At 70.2% G+C, this 21,520-nt stretch carries 20 protein-coding genes, 3 tRNA genes and 1 pseudogene; 12 read left to right on the plus strand and 12 right to left on the minus strand.

Annotated features, from left to right (window positions below):
• Entirely contained in the window at window positions 1-2,223 is a 2,223-nt protein-coding gene (locus NIE79_RS29275) for a glycosyltransferase family 39 protein (protein ID WP_238681638.1), read from the minus strand.
• Between the two features lie 105 nt (window positions 2,224-2,328).
• Here NIE79_RS29275 and NIE79_RS29280 point away from each other — a divergent pair, with 105 nt between their 5' ends.
• Window positions 2,329-3,036 carry a glycosyltransferase family 2 protein gene (locus NIE79_RS29280; protein ID WP_030487790.1) on the plus strand — a complete coding sequence of 236 codons (708 nt, stop codon included), beginning with the start codon at window positions 2,329-2,331 and terminating at the stop codon, window positions 3,034-3,036.
• Here NIE79_RS29280 and NIE79_RS29285 read toward each other — a convergent pair.
• Complete coding sequence (locus tag NIE79_RS29285) at window positions 3,022-3,915, minus strand: transketolase family protein (RefSeq protein WP_238681639.1); 894 nt, start codon at window positions 3,913-3,915, stop codon at window positions 3,022-3,024. The two genes, NIE79_RS29280 and NIE79_RS29285, sit on opposite strands and share 15 nt — an antisense overlap.
• A 5-nt stretch (window positions 3,916-3,920) precedes the next feature.
• Complete coding sequence (locus NIE79_RS29290; RefSeq protein WP_238681640.1) at window positions 3,921-4,616, minus strand: thiamine pyrophosphate-binding protein; 696 nt, start codon at window positions 4,614-4,616, stop codon at window positions 3,921-3,923.
• A 47-nt stretch (window positions 4,617-4,663) separates the two neighbouring features.
• On the opposite strand from NIE79_RS29290, the gene soxR reads away from it, so the two are divergent.
• Window positions 4,664-5,137 (plus strand): redox-sensitive transcriptional activator SoxR, encoded by a 474-nt coding sequence (gene soxR, locus NIE79_RS29295; protein ID WP_238681641.1) that lies wholly within the window; start codon window positions 4,664-4,666, stop codon window positions 5,135-5,137.
• On the opposite strand, the gene NIE79_RS29300 is transcribed toward soxR, so the two are convergent.
• The gene (locus NIE79_RS29300; protein ID WP_238681642.1) at window positions 5,130-6,128 is read right to left on the minus strand and encodes an NAD(P)H-quinone oxidoreductase; all 999 of its coding nucleotides are present in this window, start codon (window positions 6,126-6,128) and stop codon (window positions 5,130-5,132) included. The genes soxR and NIE79_RS29300 overlap by 8 nt on opposite strands.
• Before the next feature lie 161 nt (window positions 6,129-6,289).
• Between NIE79_RS29300 and NIE79_RS29305 the strand changes: the two genes are divergently transcribed.
• Window positions 6,290-6,379 (plus strand) — tRNA-Ser (locus NIE79_RS29305).
• A 59-nt stretch (window positions 6,380-6,438) separates the two neighbouring features.
• Here NIE79_RS29305 and NIE79_RS29310 read toward each other — a convergent pair.
• Both NIE79_RS29310 and NIE79_RS29315 read right to left on the minus strand, forming a co-directional pair.
• On the minus strand, window positions 6,439-7,620 hold the full coding sequence (locus tag NIE79_RS29310) for a low temperature requirement protein A (RefSeq protein WP_238681643.1): 1,182 nt from the start codon (window positions 7,618-7,620) through the stop codon (window positions 6,439-6,441).
• Between the two features lie 51 nt (window positions 7,621-7,671).
• On the minus strand, window positions 7,672-7,827 hold the full coding sequence (locus tag NIE79_RS29315) for a hypothetical protein (protein WP_238681644.1): 156 nt from the start codon (window positions 7,825-7,827) through the stop codon (window positions 7,672-7,674).
• Between the two features lie 143 nt (window positions 7,828-7,970).
• On the opposite strand from NIE79_RS29315, the gene NIE79_RS29320 reads away from it, so the two are divergent.
• Window positions 7,971-8,513, plus strand: a complete 543-nt coding sequence (locus NIE79_RS29320; RefSeq protein WP_238681645.1) for a YbhB/YbcL family Raf kinase inhibitor-like protein — start codon at window positions 7,971-7,973, stop codon at window positions 8,511-8,513.
• Window positions 8,514-8,642: 129 nt separating this feature from the next.
• Here the strand turns inward: NIE79_RS29320 and NIE79_RS29325 are convergent, their stop codons facing one another.
• Window positions 8,643-9,353, minus strand: coding sequence for a class I SAM-dependent methyltransferase (locus tag NIE79_RS29325; protein WP_238681646.1), 711 nt, complete (start codon window positions 9,351-9,353; stop codon window positions 8,643-8,645).
• 212 nt (window positions 9,354-9,565) lie between these two features.
• On the opposite strand from NIE79_RS29325, the gene NIE79_RS29330 reads away from it, so the two are divergent.
• Window positions 9,566-11,401 (plus strand): DUF6311 domain-containing protein, encoded by a 1,836-nt coding sequence (locus tag NIE79_RS29330; protein ID WP_372471864.1) that lies wholly within the window; start codon window positions 9,566-9,568, stop codon window positions 11,399-11,401.
• A gap of 39 nt (window positions 11,402-11,440) precedes the next feature.
• Here the strand turns inward: NIE79_RS29330 and NIE79_RS29335 are convergent, their stop codons facing one another.
• On the minus strand, window positions 11,441-12,217 hold the full coding sequence (locus NIE79_RS29335) for an IucA/IucC family C-terminal-domain containing protein (protein WP_238681647.1): 777 nt from the start codon (window positions 12,215-12,217) through the stop codon (window positions 11,441-11,443).
• A 326-nt stretch (window positions 12,218-12,543) separates the two neighbouring features.
• Between NIE79_RS29335 and NIE79_RS29340 the strand changes: the two genes are divergently transcribed.
• Window positions 12,544-14,073: a peptide deformylase gene (locus tag NIE79_RS29340; RefSeq protein ID WP_238681648.1), complete on the plus strand. Its 1,530-nt coding sequence runs from the start codon at window positions 12,544-12,546 to the stop codon at window positions 14,071-14,073.
• A 68-nt stretch (window positions 14,074-14,141) separates the two neighbouring features.
• Here NIE79_RS29340 and NIE79_RS29345 read toward each other — a convergent pair whose 3' ends face one another.
• Window positions 14,142-15,257 carry a globin domain-containing protein gene (locus NIE79_RS29345; protein ID WP_238681649.1) on the minus strand — a complete coding sequence of 372 codons (1,116 nt, stop codon included), beginning with the start codon at window positions 15,255-15,257 and terminating at the stop codon, window positions 14,142-14,144.
• 144 nt (window positions 15,258-15,401) lie between these two features.
• Between NIE79_RS29345 and NIE79_RS29350 the strand changes: the two genes are divergently transcribed.
• Window positions 15,402-16,172 carry a CPBP family intramembrane glutamic endopeptidase gene (locus NIE79_RS29350; protein WP_238681650.1) on the plus strand — a complete coding sequence of 257 codons (771 nt, stop codon included), beginning with the start codon at window positions 15,402-15,404 and terminating at the stop codon, window positions 16,170-16,172.
• Window positions 16,173-16,262: 90 nt separating this feature from the next.
• Here the strand turns inward: NIE79_RS29350 and NIE79_RS29355 are convergent, their stop codons facing one another.
• Window positions 16,263-16,646 carry a hypothetical protein gene (locus NIE79_RS29355; RefSeq protein ID WP_238681651.1) on the minus strand — a complete coding sequence of 128 codons (384 nt, stop codon included), beginning with the start codon at window positions 16,644-16,646 and terminating at the stop codon, window positions 16,263-16,265.
• Between the two features lie 361 nt (window positions 16,647-17,007).
• Here NIE79_RS29355 and NIE79_RS29360 point away from each other — a divergent pair, with 361 nt between their 5' ends.
• Complete coding sequence (locus tag NIE79_RS29360; protein WP_238681652.1) at window positions 17,008-17,355, plus strand: hypothetical protein; 348 nt, start codon at window positions 17,008-17,010, stop codon at window positions 17,353-17,355.
• A 228-nt stretch (window positions 17,356-17,583) separates the two neighbouring features.
• On the opposite strand, the gene NIE79_RS29365 is transcribed toward NIE79_RS29360, so the two are convergent.
• Window positions 17,584-18,723, minus strand: a complete 1,140-nt coding sequence (locus NIE79_RS29365) for a hypothetical protein (protein WP_238681653.1) — start codon at window positions 18,721-18,723, stop codon at window positions 17,584-17,586.
• A gap of 239 nt (window positions 18,724-18,962) precedes the next feature.
• On the opposite strand from NIE79_RS29365, the gene NIE79_RS29370 reads away from it, so the two are divergent.
• The 4 genes and pseudogenes from NIE79_RS29370 to NIE79_RS29385 all read left to right on the plus strand — a co-directional run bounded on the left by NIE79_RS29370 (window position 18,963) and on the right by NIE79_RS29385 (window position 20,141).
• Window positions 18,963-19,053, plus strand: a tRNA-Ser gene (locus NIE79_RS29370).
• Window positions 19,054-19,088: 35 nt separating this feature from the next.
• Window positions 19,089-19,161 (plus strand) — tRNA-Arg (locus NIE79_RS29375).
• 137 nt (window positions 19,162-19,298) lie between these two features.
• Window positions 19,299-19,545 (plus strand): annotated as a pseudogene (locus NIE79_RS29380) (transposase); the annotation flags it as partial.
• Window positions 19,546-19,859: 314 nt separating this feature from the next.
• A complete protein-coding gene (locus NIE79_RS29385) occupies window positions 19,860-20,141 on the plus strand; it encodes an SCO0607 family lipoprotein (protein WP_238681654.1) in 282 nt (93 codons plus the stop codon).
• A 168-nt stretch (window positions 20,142-20,309) separates the two neighbouring features.
• On the opposite strand, the gene NIE79_RS29390 is transcribed toward NIE79_RS29385, so the two are convergent.
• The coding region (locus NIE79_RS29390; RefSeq protein ID WP_238681655.1) for a hypothetical protein at window positions 20,310-21,520 on the minus strand (1,211 nt) is incomplete at its 5' end.

Raw genomic sequence — 21,520 nt, forward strand, 5'->3', positions numbered from 1 at the left:
TCAGCGGCCCGGCGGCAGGGCGTAGCCGACGTAGCCGCGGAACTCCAGCCGCCAGCCGGCCGGGACGAGTTTGGCGCAGGCCGCCCTGTTGCCGGTGCAGACGATCGCGTCGACCGAGGAGGGGTCGGCCGGCGGTCGTTCCGGCAGTACCGACTGCAACGCCACCAGGTCCGGTGAACTGCCGTCGGGCTGCCGCAGCAGCAGCCACCACGGGTACTCCCAGTTGTCGTTCTGCTGCACCAGCCCGATCCGACGCGCACCGCTGTCCTGTACCGCTGTCGCCGCCCAGCGGAACTCGTCGGCCCACTGCGGTCGGCGCAGGAACCGGGTGTCCCAGTCCGAGGTGGTGAAGACCGAGCCGGCGCCGACCAGCCGGCGCGGGAAGCCGTACGACAGCGCGAGCACTCCGGCCAGCGCCGAGGTGGCCAGCACGGTGACGGCCGCCACTGTGGCAACCGTTCGACGCCCACCCGCGCGGTTGCGCAGGAGCGCGTCCAGCCAGAGGCCGGCGAGGGGCACGGCGAGCACCACTGCGTAGAGCAGCAGCCGGTTGCCCCACGGCTGCCACTTGATCATCGCGGTGTGCAGCAACACGGCGGTCAGCACCACCACGGCGTACGCCCGCAGCGACCCGGCCCGCTCGGGAGCGATCCGCCGTGGACGGGCGAGCGCGATCACCGCGCCGATCATCGCCAACGCCCCGGCCAGCGGAAACGCCACCCGGTCCTCGTCCGGATACCAGGCCGGCTCCGGGAACAGCTCCCGCCCGAAGGTGATCGCGCGGTCCTGCGGGTCGACCCCGATCGCCTCGGCGCCGCTGATGATCACTTCGGCTCCGGCCCGACGCAGCGGCGCCAGCGGCGTGTCGAAAGCGGTGTGCCCGATCCGCAGCGCGTTGACCACAATCGACGCTGGGTCGTGCCGCTCCATCGGAATGGACTCGCGCAGCCGGGGCGGCCCCAGCGGATGCCCGAACTCGGCGGTCACCCGGGCCAGGAACGGGCCGACCACCACGGCCGCGACCACCAGGATCAGCACCGAACCGCCGACAGTGCGGGCCAACCCGCCGACCGGCCAGGACCGCCGAACCTCGCCCGCCGCCGCCGACTCATCGCGCCGGGCCAGCCTCAACTGGGCCAGTCCCCAGAGCACCAGCAGCGGGCCGACAGCGATCAGGCCGCTGGTCTTGGTCACCGCGGTCAGCCCGGTGGCCGCCCCCAGCCCGAGCAGCGTGCCCCAGCCGGTCCGCCGACGCAGCCCGTCGAGCGCCAGTGTCGCCGCGCAGGCCACCCACGCCGCGCAGATCAGGTCGGTCTGCGTGCTGGTCGCCTGGAGCACCACCATCGGCGTGGTCGCCAGCACGAACGCGGTGAGCAACTGGGCCCGCCGGCCACCGCCGAGCTGCGCAGTGATCCGTGCCGCCACCAGGAGGCAGACCACCCCGGCCGCCCACTGCACCAGGTTGTACAGGTGGTCGCCGCCGGTGAGCAGGCGCAGGTGCAGCAGCAGGTACTCGGCCCCGGGCGGGATGGTCACCTGCCGGTGGATGGCGGTGGGCCAGAAGTCCAGGTCGCCCTGGGCCACCCAGTGCTCCACCTTGGGCAGGTGATAGGTCTGTGAGTCGAAGTTGTTCGGTTCGGCCAGCAGCGCGACCAGCAGCTCCACCAGGACCAGCCCGCCGACCGTGCCGGCGAGGAGCCGCTCGCCCGGTCGGGCCGTACGCCAGGCGTCGACCGCCATGGCGAGCAGACCGGCGGGCCCCCGACCGGCCCGCGGTGGCGCGGGGGCCGGCTCATCGCGCTCGGCCACCGGGGCTGCCACGTCGGTGCCGCCTCCGGACACTCCAGCGCCGACCGGCACCGTCCGTGATGCGGCGCTGACTGTCGGTGCAGCGCGGACCGGCACCGGTGCGGCGACTGGCGGCTGCCCGAGGTGGGTCGCCCGTCGCCAGCGCAGACCGGCCGCCGTCGCGGCAGCGATCAGGAAGAGCAGCCAGGCGACGGTGAACGCGGGCCGGGTCAACGCGTGCGACGCGCCGAGCACCTCGACGACGAGCACCGCGTACGCCCCGCTGAGCAGGGCGGCGCGCACCACGGCGAGCCGCAGCGGTGCCACAGCACCAGCCTCGCGTGGCATCGCCGCGACGGTGAGCAGGAGCACCGCGGCGGCAGGAACCACCGCGAGCAGGGAGCCGGCAGCCGACATGGCGGAAGTAAACACCATTGATCTGAACCCGCCGCGCCGGCTGCCCAGCGGTGGCGGTACGCGGTGAACAAACCAACCAGGCTAGGCTATGGCCGACGTGTTGCCGCCACCGTGGAGATCCCCGTGAAGCTCTCGATCCTCATGCCGGTCTACAACGAGGAAGAACGCATCGCGGATGCCCTCAAGCAGGCACTGGCGGTGGACTATCCCTGTGAGATCGAACTGGTCGTCGTCGACGACGGCAGCCGCGACGGCACCGGCGAGGTCCTCGGTCGCGCCGACGACGCGCGCCTGCGGGTCATCACCCACCAGCGCAACGCCGGCAAGGGTGCCGCCATCAAGACGGCGGTCGACAGCGCCGAGGGCGACTACATGGTCATCCTCGACGCCGACCTGGAGTACGACCCGCAGGACATCCCCAAGCTGCTCGACCCGGTGCTCGACGGGCGGGCCACTGTGGTCTACGGCAATCGCACCTTCGGCAGCCACAGCGCCTACAGCTTCTGGTACGTGATGGGCAACAAGGGCGTCACGATGGCGGCCAACGTGCTGTTCAACTCGTACATCGGTGACCTGGAGACCTGCTTCAAGCTGATGCCGGTGGCGCTCTACCGGTCGCTCGAGGTGCGCTCGCGCGGCTTCGGCATGGAGGCCGAGGTGACCGGCAAGCTGCTGCGTCGCCGCATCCGGCCGTACGAGGTGCCGATCAGCTACCGGGCGCGCGGCCGCGAAGAGGGCAAGAAGATCACCTGGAAGGACGGCGTCGAGGCGATCTGGATCCTCGGGCGCGAGCGCGCTCGCCGCCGCCCCGCCGTCTCAGCCGCCAACTGACCCCAGGAACGCGCTGATCGACCGCCGCAGGCCGTCGGCGTCCAGACCATGCCACCGGGCGTGGTCGGCCGGATCGCCGTACCGTCGCAGGTCCGTCTGACCCACCCCGAGGGCGAGCAACCGGTGCGGTACGTCCGCCAGTGCCCGGTTGACGAGTGCGCTCGACGTTCCCGCCAGGTACGGCTCGACCAGCACCACGTCGGTGTTGGCGAGCGCCCGCAGCCCGGGCGTGTCGAGCGGCCGGGACGTGTGGGTGTACGCCACCGTCACGTCCATTCCCTCGGTCGCCGCCATTGTGGGGTCGAGCATCGGTCCGACCGCCACCACGAGTGGCGCGTTCGACAGGCCCCGCCGGAGGACCCGTAGCGCTGTGGCATCGGGGTACGCCTCGGCGTTGCGCTGCTCGGACAGCCGCAGGTAGGTCGGATCGTCGGTGGTCGCGGCGTTGCGCAGCAGCGGCGCCACCTCGTCCGGGTGGCCGGGCACCCGGACCGTCCAGCCGTCGCCGAGGGAGTCGAAGAGCGCCACGTCCCCGGGCGACTGATGGGTTCGGCCCTCCGCCGACCCGTCGTACGACGCGCCGATGCTGACCAGGATCGCTCCCACGCCCTGGTGGTCCAGATCCAACTTGATCTGCTCGTACGCCCGGTCCACAAGGAAAGTCGCGTACGAGTGCGCGATCGGACGCAGCCCGGTCAGGGCGAGCCCACCGGCCACACCGATCATCAGTTGCTCCCGGATCCCCACGTTGAGCACGCGGTCCGGGTGTCGGTGGCCGGCTGGGGCGAACTGACTCGCCGAGATGTCGGCCAGCACCAGTGCGGTGCGCGGATCCTCGTCGAGGAGCGCGGTGGCGGTGTCGATGAAGGCGGTACGCATGTCGATCATCCCTTGCTCTCGATGCGGGCGACCACCAGGTGCGGGTGTCGTGGTCGGTGCCCGGTCAGCGCGGCGTACAGGGCTTCGTGGTCCCGGCCGTCGACGGTGTCGGCGGTCCAGCCGTTGACTGTGAACCGGCTGGCGATGCCACCGGCCCACCCGTAGCTGGCCGACGCGTTGTCGACCACGACAGCGGTGAGGCTGTCCAGGCCGGTCGCTCCCGCGTACGCGATCGCCTCGTGGTTGGATCCCTCGTCCAGTTCGGCGTCGCCGAGCAGCACGTACACCCTCGGGTTGAGCAGCCCCTGGGCGCGCAGGCCGAGCGCGGTGCCGACGGCCAGCCCGAGCCCGTGCCCGAGGGAGCCGGAGCCGATCTCGACCCCGGGCACCAGGAGGCGGTCCGGGTGGTGGCCGAGCCGGCTCTCCGGCCCGGCCAGGTCGTCGAGCCAGGCGTCCGGGATGAAGCCGTGTGCAGCGAGCACCGCGTAGTAGGCGGCCGGTCCGTGGCCCTTGGAGAGCAGGAACCGGTCCCGCTCCGGGTCGTCGGCGGTGTCGGGGGTGACCCGTAGCACCCGGTCGTAGAGCACCTGGAGCACGTCGATGGTGGAGTGCGCGCTCGGCGCGTGTTTCTCGTCGCCGGTCAGTCGTCGGATCAGCCCGGGCAGTCGGGCGCTGCTGTCGGTGGGCAGTGTGGTGGTCATGCCACTACTGTGTGAGTTGAAGTGGACTTCAACTCAAGGACCTGGTGATGCCGGATCTATTGACGATCGGTGAGCTGTCCGCCCGCTCCGGGGTGGCACCGTCGGCGCTGCGCTACTACGAGCGACTCGGGCTGATTCGCGCCGACCGCACCGGCGGCAACCAACGCCGGTACGCCCGCGCCGAGTTGCGGCGGGTCGCCTTCATCCGGATCTCCCAGCAGGTCGGTGTCTCGCTCGACGAGATCCGGGAGGCACTCGACTCGCTCCCCGAGGCCCGCACGCCGAGCCCACAGGACTGGGCGCGGCTCTCGGCGAGTTGGCGCAGCCGGCTGGACGAGCGGATCCGGCTGCTCAGCAGGCTCCGCGACGACCTGGACGGCTGCATCGGCTGCGGCTGCCTGTCGTTGCAGCGCTGCACGCTCAACAATCCGGAGGACACCCTGGCCGGCGAGGGCCCGGGCGCCCGGCTGGTGCTGCCCCGACCGACCGACGACCCGACGCTGGCGAGTTCGCTCAACTGACGGCCGAGCCGCCGCCTGCTGGGCGGGTGAGCAGCACCTTGCCGAAGTGGTCGTTCGACTGGACGAGCCGGTGCGCCTCCGCCGCCTCGGTCATCGGCAGCCGCCGGTCCACGATCGGCCGGATCCGGCCCGCCTCGACCAACGGCCACACCTCGTCCCGTACGCCCTGGACGATCTCCGCCTTCTCGGCGAGCGGACGGGACCGTAGCGACGTCGCGGTGACACTCGCCCGCTTGGTCAGCAGCGCCCCGAGATCCAACTCGGCCTTGCGCCCACCCTGCATCCCGATCACCACGAGCCGACCACCGGTGGACAGCGCGGAGACGTTCCGCCCCAGGTAGGACCCACCCATGATGTCGAGGATGACGTCCACGCCGCGCCCGTCGGTGACCCGCCCGACCTCCTCGACGAAGTCCTGCTCCCGGTAGTCGATGATGTGCGCCGCGCCCAGCTCACGCAGCCGGTCGTGCTTGGTCTCCCGCGCGGTGGTCAGCACTGTCACGCCGAGGGCCGCCCCGAGCTGGATGGCGAAGGTGCCGATCCCGCTGCCGCCGCCGTGCACCAGCAGCGTGTCGCCCGCGCCGAGCCGCGCCACCTGGACCAGGTTCGACCAGACCGTGCAGGCCACCTCGGGCAGCGCCGCCGCGTCGACCGGGTCGCACGCCGGCACCGGCAGCAACTGCCCGGCGGGGACCGCCACCCGCTCCGCGTACCCGCCGCCGGCCAGCAACGCGCAGACCTGCTGCCCGACCGCCCACCCGGCGACCTCCGCGCCAACCTCAGTGATCACCCCAGAGCATTCCAACCCGGGGTACGCGGGCGCGCCCGGCGGCGGCGGGTAGTGCCCCTGCCGTTGCAGCAGGTCAGCGCGGTTGACCCCGCTGGCCCGCACATCCACGATCACCTCGTCCGGGCCCGGCTCCGGGTCGGGCACCTCGGCCCAGACCAGCGCGTCGGGTCCACCGGGCTCCGGAATCGTGATGGCTCGCATGGGCCCAGTCTTCCCGATCTTTCCGGATGTCGCAGGCGCACCGTTCAGCCCACAGTGGACCCAGCAGGCCGCCTGGCCGGCGCACCGGGGAGGGACGCCGGGCCGCCCGGAGCGAGCCGTGGCAGACTATGCGTGGCCGTACGCCCACGGGTGGCGGCCCAGGAGGGTTCGCCTAGTGGCCGATGGCGCTGGTCTTGAAAACCGGTAAGGCAGCGATGTCTTCGTGGGTTCGAATCCCACACCCTCCGCCACCTTGATCCACTCGACCTCCCGGAAGTCGGGGTTTCAGGACTCCTGGGACACCCCGACATCACTGAACCCGAGTCGATCTCCTGGTCCACGCCTCGTAGCTGAGCAGCGCGACGAGAAACGCGGTGAGCAGGCCGAGAGCGGCCAGGCCGGGCAGGTAACGGCCGACGGGCAGCAACGGCAGCGCCACGACGGGAGCGACGAACTGCCCCGGTCGCACGCACCGGACGCTGAGACCCAGGAACGTCGCCCTGCCTGCGAGGAACAGGGCGGTCCCGCCGAACAGCGCGATCGCCGGCATCCAGTCCGAGGTGCCCTGGGACTCCTCGTGCGCGAGCCCGGCGAAGATCTGCTCGACTCCCAGCGCCACGTAGATGGTCCCGGCGAGCAGCGGAAAGTGGGCGAGGGTGTAGGCGTTGGCGCCGACGTGGGCCCGCCGTAGCCCGGACTCCATCATCAACGCCTCGCCGGCGGCCATCGCTGTGGAGGAGTACAGCCAGTACAGGCACACAGTGACGGCCAGCGTAAGGACCGCGGCCAACAGGATCGGTCCACGGATCCGCTGTACACCGACACCGGCGCCGACCGAGATCAGGGACTCGCCGAGCGCAATGATCACCACGAGGCTGTGTCGCTCCGCGAAGTGACCGGGGCTTCGCACCGGCCATCCGCTCAGCACCGAGGACACCACCCCGCCGCCCATGTCGATGGTGAGGGCCGCCGCCCAGAGCAGGAGTTGTGCGGTGCCACCGAGCAGGGCACCGAGCACGAAGGGGATCCAGGACAGCGCGGTCGAGAGCGCGTACAGACGAATGGTCCTGCTCACCTGTGGGTTGCCCGCGGCGGCCCAGTGGAAGAGCGCGAGAGCGATGACGCGAAGCGTGACGTAGGCCAGCACCAGGATCAGTCGTTGTCTCGTCGTGCCGGGCCCGGTCGCCCAGGCGTCGGGAAGGACCAGTGCGACGACGAAGACGGCTGCCATCGAGACCGTCACACCGGCACGGATCAGCCCGACGTCGATCCGGACGTGGTTGCCCAGCCAGGAGTAGACCACCCAGGAGATCCACAGCAACAGGAGTACGAGGAATCCCTGCGTGAGCGCCACCGGCGACGGCCGCTCGCTCATGAACGTGGTGACCCGGATGAGTCCGAAGACGAACACCAGGTCGAAGAAGATCTCGAAGAGGGTGGTTCGGTGTGTCTCCGCGGTCGCCACCGGCCGCGCCGGGAAGATCCGCCCCATCAGGTCATCTTCACCGGTTGCACGGTGGCAGTCCGGCGCCCCGCGTCCCGGTCACTCCGGCGGGTCGGTGGCCCGTTGCTCGCGGCGGATCGTCTCCTCGGCCAGTCGCTCGACAGCTCGTCGGCGCTCATCGGCGATGGCGCGCTCATCCCGGTGGCGGAACGCGGTGAAGACGGCCACCACGAAGTCCCGCCAGACGCCGGCCATGATGTCCCCCTGAGGAACGCTGCCCGACCTCAAACGTAGCTCTGCGAAACCACACTGGGTCAGCGCGTGCTTCCGGTCGTTGGGAGGGCCGTGGCGGGGTAAGAAGGGGCTGGTATCTCCGCACATCGGAAGGACGCGTCCCCATGACCCTGGAACGACCGATCGCCCCGGACCCGTACGAGCTGCTGCCGACGCTGCCCTCGTTCACGCTGACGAGCGACGACGTGCAGAACGGCGAGCCGATGGACGCCCGGCACGCGCATGGCAGCACCGGGGGTGACAACGTCTCGCCGCAGCTGGCCTGGTCGGACTTCCCCGCCGAGACGAAGAGCTTCACGGTGACCTGCTACGACCCGGACGCGCCGACGGGCAGCGGGTTCTGGCACTGGGTGCTGGTGAACGTGCCGGCCAACGTCACCCAGTTGCCCACCGGGGCTGGTGGCGCGGCGGGCACCGACCTCGGCGGGGCGTTCTCGGTCCGCAACGACTACGGCGAGCAGGGCTACGGTGGGGCGGCTCCGCCGGCCGGCGACCGCCCGCACCGGTACGTCTTCGCGGTGCACGCCCTGGACGTCGACCGCCTGGACCTGACTCCGGACGCCAGCCCCGCCTATGTCGGCTTCAACCTGACGTTCCACACCCTGGCAAGGGCGGTAATCCGCCCCACGTACCAGATCAAGGACTAACCGCGCCCCCAGCTCCCGCGATCTTGCACTTACTGTCCCGACATCCCTGACATAACAGGCATAAGGACGACAGGAAGTGCAAGATCGCCGGGGCCGGGGCCGGGGCCGGGGCCGGGGCCGGGGCCGGGGTCAGGCTGGGACGCGGGCCACGGCGAAGACGGACTGGCCGAACGGTGGGAGGACGAGCTGCTCGGCGGCCTTGGTGGCGGGCAGGACGAGGGTGTCGTACACCTTGACCATCGGGCCCTCCTTCGGCATCAGCCGGAAGACCTTGGTGGCCATGAAGTAGCCGATCAGCCCGAGCGCGTTGGCGTAGTGCATCTTCTCGATGGTCAGGCCGGCGTCGGTCATCGCCGCCCCGAGCGTCTTCTTCGTGTAGCGGCGGACGTGCCCGGTGGCGATGTCGGCCGGGCCCATCGCGAACTGGAACGCCGGCACGATGATGATCACAGCGCCGCCGGGTCGGACCAGGTCGCGCATGCTCTCCAGCGCGCCCACGTGGTCCTCGATGTGCTCCAGGACGTTGTACGAGACGGCGGCGCTGTAGTCGCCCCGGTCGTTGTGCGGCAGCAGCATCTGCCGGACGTCGACGTTCGGACGGTCGGCGAGGCGCTCCTTGAGCTGCACCAACCGGTCCGGGTCGGCCTCGGTGGCGGTGAACCGCGGCAGCCGCTCGGACCATTCCAGCGCGTAGTCACCGAGACCGCTGCCGATCTCGATCGGGTCGTCGCCGAGGTACGGCACGGCCAGTTCGATGAACCAGCGACGGTGGTTGACAGCGGTTGCCAGGCCTTCCAGCACCTCGGACTGCACGCGCTGATCCCCAGTGATTTCTGCCATGCGTCGATTCCTCACGATATGAACTCGACCCGTGCCTGGACCGACAGAGTGAATCATCCGCTGGGACGGCGAAAGAATCGGGGCATCGGGGTGGCCGAATTGCGGTCGGGGGGTGGGTTCGTGATCGGCGGTCGGCGAACCCGGCACATAGTACGGCAGTACCCCGAAACATGTCACGGCGGCGCCATACGCTGACTACCCTGTGAATTGTCATGACTACTCCTGAACCGGACGCGCCCAGCGACAGCGGCGGCCCGGCCGCCGCGCCGTCGGCGGAGGGGGCCTCCGGTGCCGTTCGGCCTTCCCGCAGGGGGATGTGGGCCGATCTGGCCGCCGTGCTGAGCTTCGTGGTCCTCGGCTTCTGGGTGACCGGCCGGCTCTGGTTGGACCCGGGCAGCGATGTGCGGGACAACCAGTCCGATCAGTCGCAGTTCGAATGGATGATGGCCCACGGTGCGCGAGTAGTCACGCACTTTGCGTATCCGTTCCATTCCAATCAGATGAACGTCCCCGACGGCGTCAATCTGATGGCCAATACGTCCGTATTATCCATTTCATTGCCAATGACGCCGATCACCCTGTTGTTCGGGCCGCGAGCGTCATTTCTGATCTTTCTCACCCTCGGCATGATTGCCACTGCCACTGCCTGGTATTTCCTGCTCTCCCGGATCCTGATCGGCAGCCGGGGGCCGGCGTGGCTGGGCGCGGGCTTCTGCGCGTTCGCGCCGGCCATGGTGTCGCACGCCAATGGGCACCCGAACATCGTGTCGCAGTTCGTCGTCCCGTTGATCATTTGGCGCACCCTACGACTCGGCGAACCGGGCCGCTGGCTGCGCAACGGGGTCCTCCTCGCGCTGGTCATCGTCTGGCAGGCGTTCCTCAACCTGGAGATCCTGCTGATGACCGCGATCGGGCTCGGCGTGATCGCCGGCGTGCTCGCCCTCGGCCGCGCGGATCTCCGGTCGCGGGCCCGACAGTTCCTCGCCGGCCTGGCCGTCGCCGCCGGGGTCGCCGGGCTTCTGCTGGCGTACCCCCTGTACGTCCAGTTCTTCGGACCGGACGCGTACTCCGGGCTGTCCCGCCTGATCCGCGGCTACTCCAGCGACGTGGCCTCGTTCGTCGCGTACTCCCGGGAATCACTCGCCGGCAGCGCGCGCACCGCCGCGGGCCTGGCCAAGAACCCGACCGAGGAGAACAGCTTCTTCGGTTGGGCGCTGGTGGTGCTGGTGATCGCCCTGGTCTGGTGGCTGCGTCGCTCGATCGTGGTGCTAGCGCTGGCCGCGCTCGGGTTGGTCTTCGCGGTGCTCTCGCTGGGTCGGGAGGTCCGCTTCGACAACCGGGGTACGGGTGTGCCGGGCCCGTGGGCGGCGCTGGAGAACCTGCCCATCCTGCACTCGGTGGTGCCGACGCGCTGGGCGTTGGCGATCACCCCGATCATCGGGCTGCTGCTCGCCTATGGCGCAGAACGTGCCCGCGAGTTGGCCGGCGCGCATCCGGCCGCCCGGGGGCAGGTCCGCTTCGTCACCGCCACAGTCCTCATCATGGCCCTGTTGCCGATCGTCCCCACCCCGCTGCCCGTGGCTCACCTGGACCCGGTCCCGAGCTTCGTGACCAGTGGGGCGTGGCGGCCCTACGTGGCCGGTGGGCGCAGTGTGGTGACGCTGCCGTTGCCGGACAGCACGTACGCGGAGCCGCTGCGCTGGTCCGCAGCGACCCGGCTGGACATGCCGTTGGCCCGTGGCTACTTCCTCGGCCCGGACACCCGCCCGAACGCCGATCCGCCCAAGGTCGCGTTGTTCGGTGCGACTCCCCGCCCCACCAGCAGCTTCTTCGCCACCATCCGGCGCACCGGGGCGGTGCCGCCGATCACCCCGCAGAGCCGGGTCCGAGCTGTCGACGACCTGCGCTACTGGAGGGCCGGGGTGGTCATCCTCGGGCCACACGAGCACGAGGCCGCGCTACGTCGGGGGATGACCGAGCTGACCGGGATCCAGCCGGTCTTCACCGGCGGTGTGTGGGTGTGGGACGTCCGGTCGTTTACCGACTGAGCAGTGCGGCCCAGCCCGGCTCAGAAGGTGCAGCCTGGCCTAGCGGACGCAGCAGCCCTGGCAGACCTTCGGCCGGGGCAGGGTGAAGGCGAGGCAGCAGGTGCGGCGCTGCACTGTCGGCTCACCGGTCGGCCCCGGCACCAGCTCGATCAGGTCGTTCAGGTCGAGTGCGCCGAGCACTGTGTCGATGCTCTGCACCGTGGAGCCGGGCAGGGCGTCCGCGGCCCGCAGGAGGCCGTGCGCGATGCCGGAGGCGACCGAGCCGAGCAGCGTCCGGGTGCCCACCCGGACCTCGGACTGGATCGCCGTGATGAGCGGCGCCAGGTGGGCGTCGAGCAGTGACGCGCGCATCGCGGCCAGCAGTTCCGCCTCGTCGGCGACGACCCGCACCTCCGGCAGGCCAGCCAGCGCCAGCGGATCGTTCGGCAGCACCGCCACCGTGGTGCCCCGGCGCAGGCCCATGGTGAGCAGCTGCCGGTGGTCCTCGAAGTGGATCAGCAGGTCGGCCGGATCGAGCAGCGGCACCCGCCGGGCGGAGGCCCAGCCGAGCACGACCGGCAGCGCGGCCCAGTAGCTGTACGACTTCCACGCCAGCGCCGCGCAGGCGTGCGGGGTGCCGCCCCAGCGGACGGCGGCGCCGTTCAACAGCTCAGGCAGCCGGCTGCCGTCGATCAGGGTGGTGGCGGGCGCCCAGCCGAGCTCGTCGTCGACCAGCAGGCCCCGGGCGAGGCCGGGAAGGTCGTCGGTGCCGAACATGGCCCGGAGCGCCGCGGTGACGGGGGCGAGCGGCGTGGTGGCGGCCTCTCGCCGTGGCATCACCGCTGTCACCTGAGTCGTCCCCTGTCTGTGTGACCGAGGAGTGCGCCCCGGCGGACGAACCAGTGCCGTCCTGAGCTAAGGCTAGCCTAACCAAGCCTCTAGCCGTAAGGGAAGCCTCACCTTGGTCAAATCCCAGACGCCCAGGTCACTCCGTATCCGACGGGAGTAGCGCTTCGCGTACTACCCGGAGTCAGTGCTGGGAAACGCCGCCGCACAATCGATGGTCATCGGTGAATTGTCAAGCGGTGTGTCGAAAACATGCCACATGCGTGTGCGCTCGCGCACCGAACGTGAAACTTATAGCCCCGGCCACGAGGAAGCTGATGACGACCTCACCCCTCGAACGGGCTGCCGACTCCTTCGCGGCCGAACTCGCCCGGCAACGGACCGGGCGCGGGCTGTCCAAGAAGCAACTGGCCGTCCTGATGGGGTTCGACCCGTCCTACGTGAGCCACGTCGAGGGGCGCCGGCACCGCCCAACCGAGGACTTCGCCCGTCGTGCGGAAGCCGTCCTGGAGGCCAGCGGCGCGATCTGGCAGCGCTTCCGGGAGTACGACGACCTACGGCACGCCCGAGCCGGTCAGCCGCACCGCGAGCCGTACCTGCCGGGACAGTGGCTGCCACCCGGCACCGGCCTGGTAGTGGAACGGGAACTGGCCACCCTCACCCACGCCGACGACGGCTACCGGTGCGTCATCCACCGTGAGCTGTACAACGCCGGCACCGAGCCGGTCACCCGCTACCTGGTCCGGGTCGCCGTCGACCGTTACCCGAACGACCCCGGCCGCTCCAACCGGCACCACCGGGAGCATCCCCTCACCTTCGCCGAGCTGCAGATACAGGCCCGTCGGGACGACGGCGGCGGCGACCCGGAGCCGATGCACTGGCGAGCCAAACACGATCGGGACGCGTTCAAGGAGATCTGGCTGCTCTTCGAGAACGGGGATCGACGCTTCCCCCTCTACCCGGGCGACCGGGCCACCATCGAGTACGCGTACAGCGTCGGGCACGAGAAGTGGGGCCCCTGGTTCCAACGAGCCGTCCGACTGCCCACCCGGCAGCTCGCCGTACGCCTGGACCTGCCTGCGGCCCTCGACCCGCAGGTCTGGGGCGTGGAAACCTCGCTCAGCGCGGAGGAGGGCCCGCTGCGGACGGCGCCGCAACGTCACGACGAGGGCGACCGGGCGATCTACGACTGGCAGACCGACGACCCACCGTTGAACGCCCGCTACCGGATGCAGTGGCGGTTCCGCGCCCGCCCCGACACCGAACCGGACATCGGCCCCGGCGGCACCCGGGTCCGACCCAGCGACCGGATGCGCGGCCTCGGCATCGTGCAACGCGGGGCCGACCTGCTCCGTCAGCGCGCCCGCCCGTTCGACCTGCCCGGCGACGAACACGTCGCCCGGGACGTGGTCGACCGGCTCACCATGGCCCTGGCCCGGCTCGACGAGCTGCACCCGTTCAGCAAGGGGGTGGGCGTCGCCGCCCCGCAGTTCGGCATCGGCCGCGCGGCGGCCGTGTTGCGGCCCCCCGACCGGTCGGCGGAGCCGGTCGTGCTGCTCAACCCCCGGGTGGTCGACGCCGACCCGGAGACCGACGAGCAGTACGAGGGCTGCCTCTCCTTCTTCGACCACCGGGGTCTGGTGCCCCGGCCGCTGCGACTGGACGTCGAGCACGCCCAGTGGGACGGCAGCCGGATCATCACGTCGTTCGAATTCGGTATGGCCCGGCTGGTCGCACACGAGATCGACCACCTGGAGGGCCGGCTCTACGTCGACCGGATGGCCCCCGGGGTGCCGTTGGTGCCGGTGGAGGAATACCGCGAGACAGGGCACCCCTGGCGCTACTGACCACGAAGGGGCCGGGGCGCGTGCCCCAGGGGGCAGGGGCACGCGCCCCGGCGTGGGGGGAGGAACGTCTAGAGGTCACCGAAGGTGTCGTAGCGGATCTGCGGCGGCGGCACGTCGTCCGCGGCGAGCACCCGCAGGGTGGACCGGACCATCCGGGCGGCACCGGAGACGAAGCAGTCGTGCGTGGTCCACGGGCCGTACCGGGCCACCACCTCCGGGATCTCGCCCTGCTCGCCGTCGAAGTCCGGGTCCTCGCTGCACGCCGGGGTGACCGACAACCACGGGTGTACGGCCACCAACTCCTGCAACCCGTCCAGGCCGTACAGGTCGGCCGCCTGCCGGGCGCCGTAGAAGACGTGCACCCACCGGGTCCGGTTGTAGGTGGCCAACTCCTCCACCAGCGCCTTGATCGGCGCCAGCCCGACACCGCCGGCCACGCAGAGGATGTCCCGTTCCGAGGCGCGGTCCAGGGTCATCGACCCCATCGGGGCCGCCAGGCGGAGCAGGTCACCCGGCCGCACCCGCCGCACCAACGCGCCGGACACCCAGCCGGCCCCCGGAGACCGCACGTGGAACTCCAGGACGTTGTCGTCGTTCGGGGCGTTCGCCACCGAGTAGTTGCGCCACACCCGGGGGTGGTGGCGCGGTGCCTCCAGGCTCACGTACTGCCCCGCCTGCCAGCGCAGCGGATGCTGCAACGCCCGGCAGGTCAGCACGGCGGTGTCCGGGCCGTACCGCTCGTGGGTCAGCACCTCGGCGTGCCAGAACGGCGGGTCGTCGTCGGAGACGGCGCCGGCCACCATCAGGGCGGCGATCGCCGCGTACGCCTCCCGCCACGCCTGGTCGTACTCCAGGTTCCAGCCGTCGCCGGCGGTGCTGCGCAGCGCGTCCAGCAGCGCGACGCCCATCGTGGCGTAGTGCCGCTCGTCGACGTGGTACTTGCGGTGGTCGCGGCCCAGCGCCCGGAGGAACTCGTCGAAGCTCTCCGGATCGTCGACAGTGTGGATCGCCGTGATGATCGCTTCGAGTAGGCGGTCGCCCTGGCCGGTCATCTGCACCGGGAAGAGTTGCCGCAGGGCGGGGTCGAGCAGGAACACTCGGGCGTAGAAGTGCTCGGTCAGCCGGACCCGGTCGTCCTCGACCAGGGTCCAGCTCTCCTTCAGCAACCGCGCGAGGTTGTCCACGGACGCTCCTCCTCCAGACGGCAACGGATCGGGCGCTCATAGAATCTCCACGGAGCGTGTCTACTGGTCGCACAGAATGTGCGATCGGCTCATGGTGGCCGGTCGGCCATGTCACGGGTGCCGCCCGTCGGGCAGAGTGGTGCGGTGACCGTTGAGCTGACCCGTCCGGTGTCCCGCCGACTGCTGGGCACCGAGACGCTGCTGGTCCTCGGCCTCTCTCTCGGCCAGTCCGCGATCTACGCGGTGGTGTCGATCATCGCGAAGTTGACCGCCGACGGTCCGCTCTCCAAGCAGACCGCCTCGCTGAACACCTCGGCGTCGGCCCGCCCCTGGCTGGACCTCACGTACCAACTGCTCGGCATCGTGTTCGCGCTGCTGCCGGTGCTGCTCGCCGTACACCTGCTCAGCCGTGACCCCGGCGACCCGGCAAGGACCCTCGGCCTGGACGCCCGGCGGCCCGGCCAGGACGTGGCGCGCGGAGCCGGCCTGGCGGCGCTGATCGGCCTGCCCGGGCTGGCGCTGTTCTGGGTGGCCGCCCACCTGGGCCTCAACGCCACGCTGGTGCCGGCCGCGCTGCCGGACGTCTGGTGGGCCGTCCCGGTGCTGATCCTCGCCGCCGTGCAGAACGCCGTGCTGGAAGAGGTGATCGTGGTCGGTTACCTGGTCACCCGGCTACGTCAGCTCCAGTGGCGGTTGGCAGCGATCATCGCGGCCAGTGCTCTGCTGCGCGGCTCGTACCACCTCTACCAGGGCTTCGGCGCGTTCGTCGGCAACGCGATCATGGGCGTCGTGTTCAGCCTCTTCTACCTGCGCACCCGGCGGGTGCTGCCGCTGATCATCGCGCACACCCTGCTCGACGTGTTCGCCTTCGTCGGCTACGCGCTGCTGCCCCGGGAGTGGTTCGACTGGCTCTGACCGGTCAACGCCCGAGTAAGGGGTGAGAGGCTCTTCGACGACCCGTACCCGCGGGAGCACCGAATCCGGGAAGGCAGAAAACGGCGGGATTCAGCAGACGTGCGTCCGCCAACTCACCTTCGTCACGGTCATGGGAACGTAGAAGAATCCGTCACCAGGAGTAGCACAGTCCGTGCCGGTGAAAGTCATCCCTTGGGTGGTGAACGACCAGCTTATCTCGGCGTTCCGGTTGGTGTAGTTGTAGTAGTTGAATCCCGTGATGTTGCCGCTCCACTCCGTGGTGGTCACCAGGGACGGAGTCGCCGTAGGAACCCCGTTCGGGTGATCCCAGTGGGGCCAGACGCAGAATGTGCCCGGCTGGCAGTTCCCGGGCGGGTAGACGCCGGCCCCCGACTGGGGTGCCGCCGAGGCGGGAGGGGCAGCAGCCAGCACGCCTGCAATGACCCCGGCGATGGCGAAGGGTTTCAACAGCACAGCGACCTACCTTCATCGATAAGAATGAATTGACTCAAGCTACCGGCGGAAAGTTGCACCGTCAAGTACCTGCGCTACCGTCCAGGTGGACGGCCGCATCGTTCGCAACGTGGGCAATGCGTCACGATCGCCGCAGCTTGCAACGACAGCAGGGCCATCGGTCGGCGGCCAAGGGTCAGGGCGACGAGCTGCTCCGCACCGCAGGCCGTGGCGCCGCCTACGGTCACTGACGGCAGGACGCCAGCGACAGCGCTCAGCGGCGGGTTGGTTGACACGGGGAACATAATCGATACAACTAAATCTATCTCTGGGCTGAACGAGCTCCGGTCGCGTCCCTGAACACCGTTAGGAAGGGAAGCTCATGCGCAGATTTACCAGCCGAATCGCTGCGGGTCTCGCCGCCGCCTTGATCACCACACTGGCCGTGACGATACCGGCGTCGCCCGCAGCCGCTGTCGAGACGCTCAAGGTTCCCGACGCCGGCCTCGTCTTCTACCAGGCCTACACGCAGATCATTGTGGGCAGGCAGGCAACGCCCGACGGTATCTGCCGCCCGGTCCCGGCCGAGGCGATCTGGGCGATCGGCTGGAACGGCTTCGGTTCCGTCTCTGGCTACCGGACCTCCGACTGCACCGGCGCTGCGTCCGAGCTCAACAACTTCCACAGCTGGCCGCACGAGGGCTACTACCTCTCCTACCGGGCCGGTTGACCACCGTTCCCGGTGGCCGATCGCGGACGGCCACCGGGAAAGCGCCGATCCGGAATTGCCCGGATCACCCCGCCGGTCAGCGGGCGACGCCGGGACGTTGCCGGGCGGGCCAGAGTGGCATACGTCTGGCAGGCGATGGTGCCGCTGGTTAGGGGGCCCGTCGGGGTCGACCAGGGCCCCGGTTACGGCATCGCCCACATCGGCGACAGCACCACCGTGGCGGCCGATTCAAGCGGGCCGCCGGTCGGGTCGGTAGACGGCCACCGTTCGGGCCGCGAGCCGGTCCGCCGCCGCCGCGTCACCCAACGCCGCCGCGAGCACCGCCGCACCCGGCAGCAACCGGGCCACCAGCCGCAATGCGACCCAACCGCCGGCCTGCGCGGTGAGCGGCGCGGCCAACCGCCAGGCCGCCTCCGCCGCCCGCGGCCACGCCCCCTCGACCGGGTCACCCGGCGTCTCGGCGGCGGCCAGAGCAGCCGCCGCGCTAGCCCGATCCGGGTGCACCTGGGTCAGCACCAGCAGGTCGACGGCCCGGTCGGTATGCGTCGGATCCTTGCCGTACGCCGCGGCCAGGTGCAGCACCAGCTCCGAGTGCGTCCACAGCACCGCCGCCAACTCGGCCAGCGGCGCGAAGAAGCCGGCCAGCGCGGCGGTCGCCCCACCCGCACCCGCCGAGCGGACGAACCGCCGGGCCGCCAACCGGGCCAGGCCGTCCGCCGAAGCGTCCGGATACCGGGCGCGCAACCCAGCGGCCCACCCGGCCGCGCCGGGCCCGAACGTCCGCACCGCAGCCAGAGCCAACAGCTCCGGTGCGAAGCCAGGGTGGTCGAGCACGCGCGCGGCGACCGCGCGCAGCTCCGATTCCGGGGTACGCCCCAGGGCCGGCTCAGCCTGCCGAACGGCGGGTGCTGCCGGTGCCGTCAGCTGCGGGGCCACGGGTTCGGGGGTGGGCTCCGCCGGCGTGGTGCTCTTGCGTGGGGTGACCGCGCGCTTGGTTGTCTTTGCGGCCTTGACCGGGATCGCTGGTGTGGTGGTGCTCGCTGCCCTGGTGGGGCTCGCGGTGCGCTTGCGCGGTGCTGGCGTGGTCGGGGTCACCTCGGTGGGCGTCTCGGCCGCCTTGGGGCGGGCAGCCTTGCGAACGGGGGTGGTCCGAGCATTCGGCGGCTCTGGGAGTGCCGCGCTCGTGTCGGTGGTCACGTCGGTCGGTGCGCGTCGAGGCTGTGGAGGCAGGGGACGGTCCGGATCCGGAGGCTGGAACAGCACCGCCGGGGCAGCCTTGGCCCGACGAGGACGCGGGCCCACCGGAGCGGCTGCCGGCGGTGCCGTCGACTCGGTGGGCTCCACCGTCTCGGTGGGCTCCTCGGCCACGATCGGCGGCCTGAAGGTGGCCCGTGGGGAGCGCCGACGCGCTCGTTCAGCAGGCTCTCGACTGGTCGACTCGCTGGGCGGCTGCTCCTGCATATCGATGGAGCGTAGTCCCGATCACGCCGTCGCACAGCGTTGAAACACGGACGGCGGGCGGGCCTGGTGGGCGCACCCCGGAAGTCGTTTTGCTCCCGGTGGGTGGCGACCTGTATCCTCGGGCGCGGTGGTCTGAGGATCACCAGGGAGACTTCGCCTAGTCTGGTCTATGGCGCCGCACTGCTAATGCGGTTGGGGTCTTAAAGCCCCTCCCGGGTTCGAATCCCGGAGTCTCCGCGCGAAAGCCGGGTGTGTAGACTGGCTGAGCACAAGCGCCCGTAGCTCAATGGATAGAGCATCTGACTACGGATCAGAAGGTTAGGGGTTCGAGTCCCTTCGGGCGCACAGCAGTTGAGCAGGCAAAACGCCTCTTTGGTCATCGACGTAAGTCGACCAGGGGGCGTTTTTCGTGCACCCATGGGTGCGCAGCCGGCCGCCGACGCTGGCTGACCGTTACGGAAAGTTGCCGAGGGTGAGCTCTGGAGGGGCAGAAGCCTCTCGCCATGGTGCTGACCGCCGGTGAGCGCGGTGACAGCCCGCAGTTCAAGGCGATCCTCGGGGCTGTTCGTGTTCCCCGCCTGGTCACGGGCCGCCCCAGGACCGGCCGGACCGGCTCCTGGCCGACAGGGCGTACGGGTCGAAGGCGAGCCGGGCCTACCTGCGCCGGCGCCCGATTGCCGCAACGATCCCCTGAGTAAGACTGACCAGGACGCCCACCGACGGGCCAAGCACCATCCAGTTCGCCGCTATCAACGAGTGGCGGTGACCGACTTCGACACAGGCCCTGGCCGGAGATCAGGGCGTCGAAGCCGGTCGGGCACCGTTGTGGTGTCGCGATGCTCGAACCGCAACGCCATGGCCTCCTCCGTCTTCGATCCGCCGAGGTTCCCTCCTGAGGCTAGCGACGTCGACGATCAGGACCGACAACCTCGGTGGACGCCCATTGGTCGCGCTGCACCCCGGCGAGGAGTCGTGACGCGCGGCGCGGGATGAGTACGAGTGCGGATGGCAGCCGTCGCTCGGGGCGACCAGAATTTCTCCCCATGCGAACGCGAATCGTGATCGCCCTGGCCGCGGTCGGCCTGGGCGGGCTGCTGACCACCACCGGTTGCTCGTTTCGGGAGAGCATCTGCGCCAGCGGTGAGTATCCGGCCATCGCGGTGGGCGGGCAGGGCGGCAGCGCCTGCTTCCCGGACGGGCAGGAGCCGACCCCGCCGTACGTCCGCTACCCGGAGGGCAAGGTCCCGCAGCACGTCGACGACGAGTGGGACGTCTATTGGCGCAGCCACGGCATCGACGAGAACAACAACATCATCGAGACCTGAGCCGCAAACCCGGAGGATCGTCGCCCCGGCGGAGGAGCGACGGTTCGAGTCCCCGCGGTCGTTCGGCGGACGGCATCCGGTCCCGCCGCAGGTCCGATCTTCGTGACCGAACCTGTGCGGGACCGGATGCCTGTCTCGTGCTACCCGGGTGCCGGGGCGATCTGGTGATCAGCCGAAGCAGTTGGGCACCGGCGGTGAGCTGGGTGTGCAGTTCGTGGGCCTGTTGCCGCTGATCACCGTCTTCTGGTCCACGGCGACCTGGCCGCCGTCGTTGAAGATCCCGCCGGGTGCCAGGAAGGAGATGTTGTCGGTGACCTTGCTTTCGGTGAGGGTCAGCGTGGCGTTGTTGTAGATTCCGCCGCCCTGGGAGTTCGTGCCGATGGCCCGGTTCCGGTCGACGTGGGTGCGGCGCAGGACGACGGTGCCGCTGCCGTTGTAGACGCCGCCGCCGTGTTCGATGGTGCTGTTCGTGCTGGCGACGTTTTCGTTGATCCAGCTGTCCTCGGCGACGAACTGGCCGATCTGGTTGTAGACGCCGCCGCCGCGTTGGCCGGCTTCGTTGTGGTGGACCTTGCCGTGGCGGAGTTGGAAGACGCCGTCGGAGAAGATTCCGCCGCCTTCGCTGCCGGCTCGGTTGTCGTTGACTTCGACGTTCTTGGCCTCGGTGGTGGAGTTGATGCCGCCGCGGATGCCGCCGCCACGGAAGCCCGCGGTGTTGTTGTCCAGGTGGACGTTCTCGAGCACGGCGACGCTGCTGTTCGACAAGCCGCCGCCCGCGCCACCGAGGGGCAGGGTGTTGAAGACCCCGATCGTGTTGTTGTAGCTCAGTCGGGTGTCCTGCACGGTGAGGCTGCCGTTGTTGTGGATGCCCCCGCCGTCGTACAGGGCGCTGTTGTTGCTGATGATGCTGCCGCCGTCCTTCTTGTTGCCCTTGTCCTTGCCGTTCCAGTCCTTGCCGTGGTCGGTCCCGCCGAGGATCTTCGCGACGCCGAAGTTGGCGATACCGCCGCCCAGGCCGTTGGTCTGGTTGTAGACCACGTTGGTGTTCTCGATGGTGGCCTTGCCGCCGATGTCGATCCGGATGCCGCCGCCTCCGCCGCCGACCCCACTCTCGGCTTGGCCGCCCTTGATGGTGGCGTCGCGGAGCGTCAGGTCGCCGCCGGCTCCTACCTCCAGGATCCGGAACGGGGTGGCGTTCGCCGCGCGGACGATGGTGGACCCGTTTCCGTCGATCACGACGTGCTGGGTGACGATCGGCAGGCCGACCGCGCCGAAGGGCACCGGTGGCTGGGGTGCGGACCTGTTGAGCGTGTAGGTGCACTTCTCGGCGAGCCGGAGCTTCGCCCCGGAGTTGGCGTTCGCGCGGACGATCGCCGCGA

Origin of the sequence: Micromonospora trifolii, from assembly GCF_022229005.1 — a bacterium.
GTDB classification, from domain to species: Bacteria; Actinomycetota; Actinomycetes; order Mycobacteriales; family Micromonosporaceae; genus Micromonospora; species Micromonospora trifolii.

What these genes read in the sequence shown, in the direction of transcription:
- NIE79_RS29300 (WP_238681642.1), bottom strand. Translation starts at nt 6,128, where the DNA reads ATGCGAGCCATCACGATTCCGGAGCCCGGTGGACCCGACGCGCTGGTC.
- soxR (WP_238681641.1), top strand. Translation starts at nt 4,664, where the DNA reads ATGCCGGATCTATTGACGATCGGTGAGCTGTCCGCCCGCTCCGGGGTG.
- NIE79_RS29310 (WP_238681643.1), bottom strand. Translation starts at nt 7,620, where the DNA reads ATGGGGCGGATCTTCCCGGCGCGGCCGGTGGCGACCGCGGAGACACAC.
- NIE79_RS29285 (WP_238681639.1), bottom strand. Translation starts at nt 3,915, where the DNA reads ATGCGTACCGCCTTCATCGACACCGCCACCGCGCTCCTCGACGAGGAT.
- NIE79_RS29330 (WP_372471864.1), top strand. Translation starts at nt 9,566, where the DNA reads ATGACTACTCCTGAACCGGACGCGCCCAGCGACAGCGGCGGCCCGGCC.
- NIE79_RS29290 (WP_238681640.1), bottom strand. Translation starts at nt 4,616, where the DNA reads ATGACCACCACACTGCCCACCGACAGCAGCGCCCGACTGCCCGGGCTG.
- NIE79_RS29340 (WP_238681648.1), top strand. Translation starts at nt 12,544, where the DNA reads ATGACGACCTCACCCCTCGAACGGGCTGCCGACTCCTTCGCGGCCGAA.
- NIE79_RS29385 (WP_238681654.1), top strand. Translation starts at nt 19,860, where the DNA reads ATGCGAACGCGAATCGTGATCGCCCTGGCCGCGGTCGGCCTGGGCGGG.
- NIE79_RS29315 (WP_238681644.1), bottom strand. Translation starts at nt 7,827, where the DNA reads ATGGCCGGCGTCTGGCGGGACTTCGTGGTGGCCGTCTTCACCGCGTTC.
- NIE79_RS29275 (WP_238681638.1), bottom strand. Translation starts at nt 2,223, where the DNA reads ATGGTGTTTACTTCCGCCATGTCGGCTGCCGGCTCCCTGCTCGCGGTG.
- NIE79_RS29320 (WP_238681645.1), top strand. Translation starts at nt 7,971, where the DNA reads ATGACCCTGGAACGACCGATCGCCCCGGACCCGTACGAGCTGCTGCCG.
- NIE79_RS29360 (WP_238681652.1), top strand. Translation starts at nt 17,008, where the DNA reads ATGCGCAGATTTACCAGCCGAATCGCTGCGGGTCTCGCCGCCGCCTTG.
- NIE79_RS29325 (WP_238681646.1), bottom strand. Translation starts at nt 9,353, where the DNA reads ATGGCAGAAATCACTGGGGATCAGCGCGTGCAGTCCGAGGTGCTGGAA.
- NIE79_RS29335 (WP_238681647.1), bottom strand. Translation starts at nt 12,217, where the DNA reads ATGCCACGGCGAGAGGCCGCCACCACGCCGCTCGCCCCCGTCACCGCG.